The 5,691-nt window shown below is 40.4% G+C and carries 5 protein-coding genes; 3 read left to right on the top strand and 2 right to left on the bottom strand.

The genetic code is table 11. From position 1 onward, the window contains the following. Positions 1-764: 764 nt before the first annotated feature. Together AB6E51_RS23900 and AB6E51_RS23895 are read right to left on the bottom strand one after the other, a co-directional pair. Positions 765-1,511 carry an HNH endonuclease gene (locus tag AB6E51_RS23900; RefSeq protein ID WP_154724063.1) on the bottom strand — a complete coding sequence of 249 codons (747 nt, stop codon included), beginning with the start codon at positions 1,509-1,511 and terminating at the stop codon, positions 765-767. After that, positions 1,504-2,769: an AAA family ATPase gene (locus tag AB6E51_RS23895; RefSeq protein ID WP_154724064.1), complete on the bottom strand. Its 1,266-nt coding sequence runs from the start codon at positions 2,767-2,769 to the stop codon at positions 1,504-1,506. Before AB6E51_RS23895 ends, AB6E51_RS23900 begins: the two co-directional genes overlap by 8 nt. Before the next feature lie 587 nt (positions 2,770-3,356). Here AB6E51_RS23895 and AB6E51_RS23890 point away from each other — a divergent pair. From AB6E51_RS23890 to AB6E51_RS23880, 3 genes are all read left to right on the top strand, one after another. Then, complete coding sequence (locus tag AB6E51_RS23890) at positions 3,357-4,025, top strand: type IV toxin-antitoxin system AbiEi family antitoxin domain-containing protein (protein WP_102332567.1); 669 nt, start codon at positions 3,357-3,359, stop codon at positions 4,023-4,025. Next, positions 4,012-4,740 carry a Fic family protein gene (locus AB6E51_RS23885; RefSeq protein WP_102332568.1) on the top strand — a complete coding sequence of 243 codons (729 nt, stop codon included), beginning with the start codon at positions 4,012-4,014 and terminating at the stop codon, positions 4,738-4,740. The genes AB6E51_RS23890 and AB6E51_RS23885 overlap by 14 nt, the downstream gene beginning before the upstream one ends. A gap of 769 nt (positions 4,741-5,509) precedes the next feature. Then, a partial coding sequence (locus AB6E51_RS23880) for a reverse transcriptase N-terminal domain-containing protein (RefSeq protein WP_194585319.1) occupies positions 5,510-5,691 on the top strand: 182 nt, incomplete at its 3' end.

Genomic DNA, 5,691 nt, shown 5'->3' with positions numbered 1-5,691 from the left:
AATCAGGGAGTTACGATAAAACTATCTTGCCACACCCCATCTTGCGCTTGACCATATTTTTATGATATGCGTCGTATAATGACAAGCACAAATGATAAAAATCTATTGATAATAAAGACATTTAACATAGTGATGATCACTCTTCCTTATACGTGACATGCCAGCTTTCGCAATAAGATCAGGAGGGGAAAGCAAGGGAGCATAATCACAACATGACTTGGTGGCCGTAAGATTTAGAGTGTTTAATCTAAACAATTTCTGCCCCAAAACTTGTTAGACCAAATGCTCTACAAATTTTAGGGGGCGTGCGTTTCCCCCTACTAAAACTTATTCGGTTAAGTTGATCACTGTTCACTCCCGTCATTAGGTAACATCATGTAATCTAACTTTCCTTCATGTGTCATAACTTATTGATTATCATTCAATTTGATATAAAAATGAATGATACACTAGAAAGGTGGTGTATCTGGCGATTATGGATGCTTCCAAGAGATGGACAATGCCAATCCACCACTGGAAGCAAGCTCTAAACCGATTTATGGTTATGTTCGAAGACCGACTAACTGAATACTTGTAACCAAGAGCAGTTACACAGAATTATTTACAGGGTCCTAGTTTTAGCCCGAAATAGAACTCAGCATAGTGAGGACATTACCTCAAATTCAGTAAAGCACTCTCCTAGTCGGTTGAGTCTCTTTGTTTTCGGCCGTAGGCCGCTAAGGAGACAACGTCGCCGGTTCTTTGTTCAAAAAAGAAGGCCGAAATTACTCCGCTCCCTCTACAATATCTTTTGCTTGTTGGTAGGGAGCACAACCCCTTAAATATGATTTGCAGAACCCAGAAAATTTCTCAGAAGGGTTAGCCAAGAGTTCTATTGCTTCCAACGCCTCTCCCAACTTTCTCTTCCTATTTCTTCGCTTTACGCCAGTATCGGCTTCAAAGTAATCTTCAATTGCTTCTTCTAATGCTGCACTAAAACTATGTAAGCTTACGAGTATGTCGGCTCTAGGCTTCATTAGTCTTACAGAATTGAGGCTACAGACCGAGATTGTCATATCTCCCATCTGTTTATACTCATTCTCTTTCGCAGTAATTCGTATATCTTTATAGGAAAATACATCTTCTGGATCTAAGTCATAGGGGTTAACAATCGGCTCATTCCTTGAGTCGTGATCATCTTTACTGACATTGCATTTTCTGCACGCAGGTAAGAAATTGTCCCAATCAAAGGCAGAGTCTGGATACCTCGACTTGGGATTAAAATGTTCGACTTCAATATTTCCACTTTCTGACGGCTTAGTCTCGCAAAAAGCGCACTTATCTAAAGAACTATCGAACAACACCGATTTAATTTGTTCGTGTCGATAATGAACAAGAAGCTTTTCTTTTTCATTTTTTGGGATTTTTGAATAGCTTCCATATTTGGAAACTGCACCTAACAGGTTAGATGTCCAAGCCTGTTCATTATCAATTAGAATTTGAGGTTTAGGCTTCCTTTCCAACTTAATCATCTGATAGTGCCACCATAGACGCATATTTTGCGTTTAGCACGGTCAATATCGAATCATTTGGGTGAGCAATTTCAGCTAAGGTGTCAATAGCCACCCTAAACTCTTGTATATTTCCCTCTTCCATCTTGCCAAATGCACTAGAAATCAGTTTCTCATAGTCTTTATTTTCAAGGCTCACTACCCCCATGACCTCTGACAATATTTGGTCCGTACTCCATCCTGAGAACCTTTTGTCAGAAGGTCTCAAATCGTACTCATTCTGATCGTGATTGCGCTCCATCACTATGATTTCATTCTCTTTGGCAGAAGAAAGAAGATGAGGTGAGTGAGTAGTAACGATAAACTGTAACTCAGGAAATATATTTCCCAAACCGTCTCTTAGTGTAAATTGCCATTCTGGGTGTAAGTGAATATCTAACTCATCAATCAATACTGTTCCAGAAGCTTGACTCACTAATCGTTCACCTTCTGGTCTAGTACCTTCAACCCACTCAAAAATGTTTGCAATTATGAATAAAATGGCTTGAAATCCCGCAGACAACTCTTCTAAATAACACTCTTGACCATAAAGAGAAAAAACTGGCTCCAAGTCTTTACCTGTCTGAACATAAGAAAAGTCGCTGTCAAATGGAGCTAAAGTAGGAAGGAATTGAATCATATGATTCCAATTTTCTCGCTCTTCCAATGCCCACTCTTTATCGATCATAAAATAACGATTTATGAACCATTGCTTTATGTCTTTCTGATTATAATGATTTTCCTCACCATACAACGAAAGAGCTCCACTACGAGTATATGCTGTGATTTGTTCGCCTTTCGTAGCTTCCCTCGTCATACCGCTAATTTGCTTGTATTTGATACTTCTCTCAGCTCCAATAAACAATGGGCAAAATCCATTCAAACTAGCTTCTGTACTATGTAAAATTACAGATTCCCTACCTTCCTCCGAGTATGGTGAGTTCCACTGCTTTATGGATTGCTGTCTATAATCGGTTTTAGGAAAAGAACCTTGACCTAGACCAGTGCGCTTCTTCTCTCCGTTAATAGTCAAGTCAGTCCAAAACTCTGACTCCTCATCAAACCGAGAAAATTTAAGAGATTCAGAACTGAAAGAGTGTGAAATTCCAGCCAGAATAGAAGTCTTTCCGCAGCCATTTGGACCTGCGATAAAGTTAAACCGTTTATTGAATTCAACATCCAGTAGTTTAAATTGACGGAAGTTTCGTAAGTGTAACTTTTCAATATAGTTAGATGACAAACTATTGCTCCTTGAGCTTGTATCCTAGAATGGTTGATATTATGCAATCAAACACAATTCTAGGGTAGGGAGAAGTTAAGCCTATTCAGCGGTAACCTGTCACTTTAGGACCGGAACACCCCACTTCTGCGACATCAGACTTTAAAAAATTCCCTGCAAACTTATTTTTTGTCGGAGGACAACGTAAAGTTTGACCAGTTCCAATAAAGCCTGTTCGATTTTTGGCTGTATCTAGTCAGACGGCGGCTGGTAAGCTAAAACACTTTTGCCCCAAAGTGTGCTTGGCCTCCAATAGAGGAGTATTACTAAACCTAATACGAAACTCTAATACAGATTTGTACATAGCTTGATGATCGATAGTTCGAGCAGCTTTGAGTTGATATACATCCGGTTTTATAAGGTGATGTACGGGTTTGAACCGTAGGTAAAGCGTTATGTGCCAACACAATCACAGTTCTGATTCACTACAACTTTTGACGGTTTATAAGAGCTTGTTTTTACTTTAAATTATTGTTTTACATCTATTAATTTGATGGTTCTTCCTGTTGCTGTTAAAATGAAGTTGTGTGTTTTAGTAGGTGCATTTTATGAAGCTTGAAACTCGTATTAGACAATCGATAATACATCGTAAAGATGCAGTTTTTTCACGTTCAGACTTAGCTTTGCTTGGTAGTCAATCTCAAGTTACTTTCGTTTTATCTAAGCTAGTTGATAATGGCGAGTTGTTGAGAATTTCACGAGGGTTTTATGCAAAAGCTCATTTTATGGGCGGAGAGGTAAAAACCTGTGCTCCTGCAGATCAAGTGGTTAGAGACACTGTGAAAAAGCTAGGTATACAATTGTACGGCAATGCAGCTAAAGAGCTAAAAAACGCCAAACCAAAGTCCACTTTCGTTGTTGAAACAAAGTCTTCGCGTACGGAAAGAGTTTTGAAGTTTAATGATATAAAAATCATACTTAGAAGCCATAAGAAAAGTCAGAGTGATAAGAACAGTGATGTGGAGTCGGTCGAGAGAATACCGAAAAAAAATATTAGAGAGTACGTGTTAGCACTGGCTAAGCTCCATAATGTTTTTTACACATACAGTTCAATAGATCAATTTGCCGATTCGGTGACCTCATTGGCAGGAGACGAGGTTAAACATGATCAAGTTGAGGACTTACTAGTTGCATTAAAAAGAGCTGGAAAGCTATCAATGCAACAAGTTGCTTCGTTATCAGTTAATTATCTAAGGGAACGTCATGCCAGTCTTTGACCCTTTTTTAGACTTTGAGGAAAACGGCTATTTACAAAATAGGTTCAAAGAAAAAGATCCTAATGTAATTAGAGAACTAGAGCATACGATGTTTCGTGCTGGTCTAGATGACGCATTAGAATACCTATCAAAAAGAGACGAGATTGCATACAGTGACTTCCTAGAGGTTCATCGAATATTATTCTCAGAAATTTATCCATGGGCAGGTAAGGATAGAAATGAGTTAGTGCCTGATAAAGCTATATCTAAAGCGGGCGTTAAGTTTTGTCACCCTATGGAAATACAGCTTTCAATTGATTACGGGTTGCGGTTAGGTCAAGACAAAGAGTACCTGCGGGCTAATCCGGGTGAAGTTATGGGCTTATTTGCCTATGGTCACCCTTTCCTAGACGGAAATGGTCGTACAATGTTGTTAATTCATACTGAGTTGTGTCACCGAGCAGGTTTCTCGATAGAGTGGGAAAAAACGACGAAGTTTGAATACTTGACTGCCTTGAGTAAAGAGATTGAGAAGCCAAGAGATAAATCTTTAAACGCATATCTTTCTCAATTTATAAGCTCATCTAGAAATCGGGATTCATGGGGCGGTTCAATTAAAAGTATAAAAGGACTAGATGGTGTCGGTGAAACGAATAATGTTGATGGCGATTATTCTGATGAACAGGTATCTCGAGAGTATTTAGCGTATAAATTGGAACGAGATCGAGTAGAATAGCTGTTACTAAGTGCACCATAACAAATAAGGATTAAGCGCTACGAAGCCAGTGCTTAATCCGATTGTTGAGCAAACCTGCCTCTATCTAAAATTTTACCAGTTGCCGTAGACCGCCTTACCAAGCGGCTTTCCAATACCTAAAGTTATCCGCATCTTGCTAAATTAGCAAAGCCTCTAACTCGCTTCTGTCCGTGCGACGTGAAGTCGCATGAAGCGCTGTTCACCGCGAAAAGAGTGAACCGTTTGTATCACCAGACGACCCTAAGGCTCTGAATAAAGAAGCGAGCCTGACAATGTAACGAAGTTTGGCACTGTGCCAAACGGGAGCAGAACCGTGAGGGAATGCTCCTCCTGATAACCACGAATTGGGTGAGTGCTAGGGAATCAGTATGATGAACGAAAGTGAATCCATGTAAGGTGCGTTATACGTGAAGCAGCGGAAGTGGTTAATACGCTGTGGCCAAACGGCGATGGGAGTAGGAAAGAGGTTGGACAATACTCTTTCGTGATCGATAGGCTCCTCGCACTATAGTGGGCATCTACCCTGATATTGCGCGACATGCGGAACACGGTAAGCCAGTATCGTTCCTTCGGGAAAGCTGTCTGTGAAGAGAGCCGATAGCGGTGCTGGTAAAGGAGGTTGGAAAAAGCGAATGCTGCATTGTAATGATGCAGATACAGACGGATGTCTGACACGAAAGTGTGCCCACTTCCAACTGGTCTCCCATTGCAAGATGATTTGGAAAACTTTCTTTAAGAAGGAACGCAGATGATCTCTTCTCATGAAGTGAGTGCCCCTTCTGGCAGCGCCCAATGGCAATCCATCGACTGGAAAGCGGTTGAGCGCCATGTGTTAAGGCTCCAGATGCGCATTGCAAAAGCAATCCGAGAAGGTAAACACGGTAAGGCGAAAGCACTACAGTGGATACTGACTCACTCGAAAGCAGCAAA

The sequence above is a fragment of the Vibrio sp. 10N.247.311.47 genome (genome assembly GCF_041467535.1).
In the GTDB taxonomy this organism is placed as follows: Bacteria; Pseudomonadota; Gammaproteobacteria; order Enterobacterales; family Vibrionaceae; genus Vibrio; species Vibrio crassostreae_C.
This window is presented reverse-complemented; position numbering and strand designations above follow the sequence as displayed.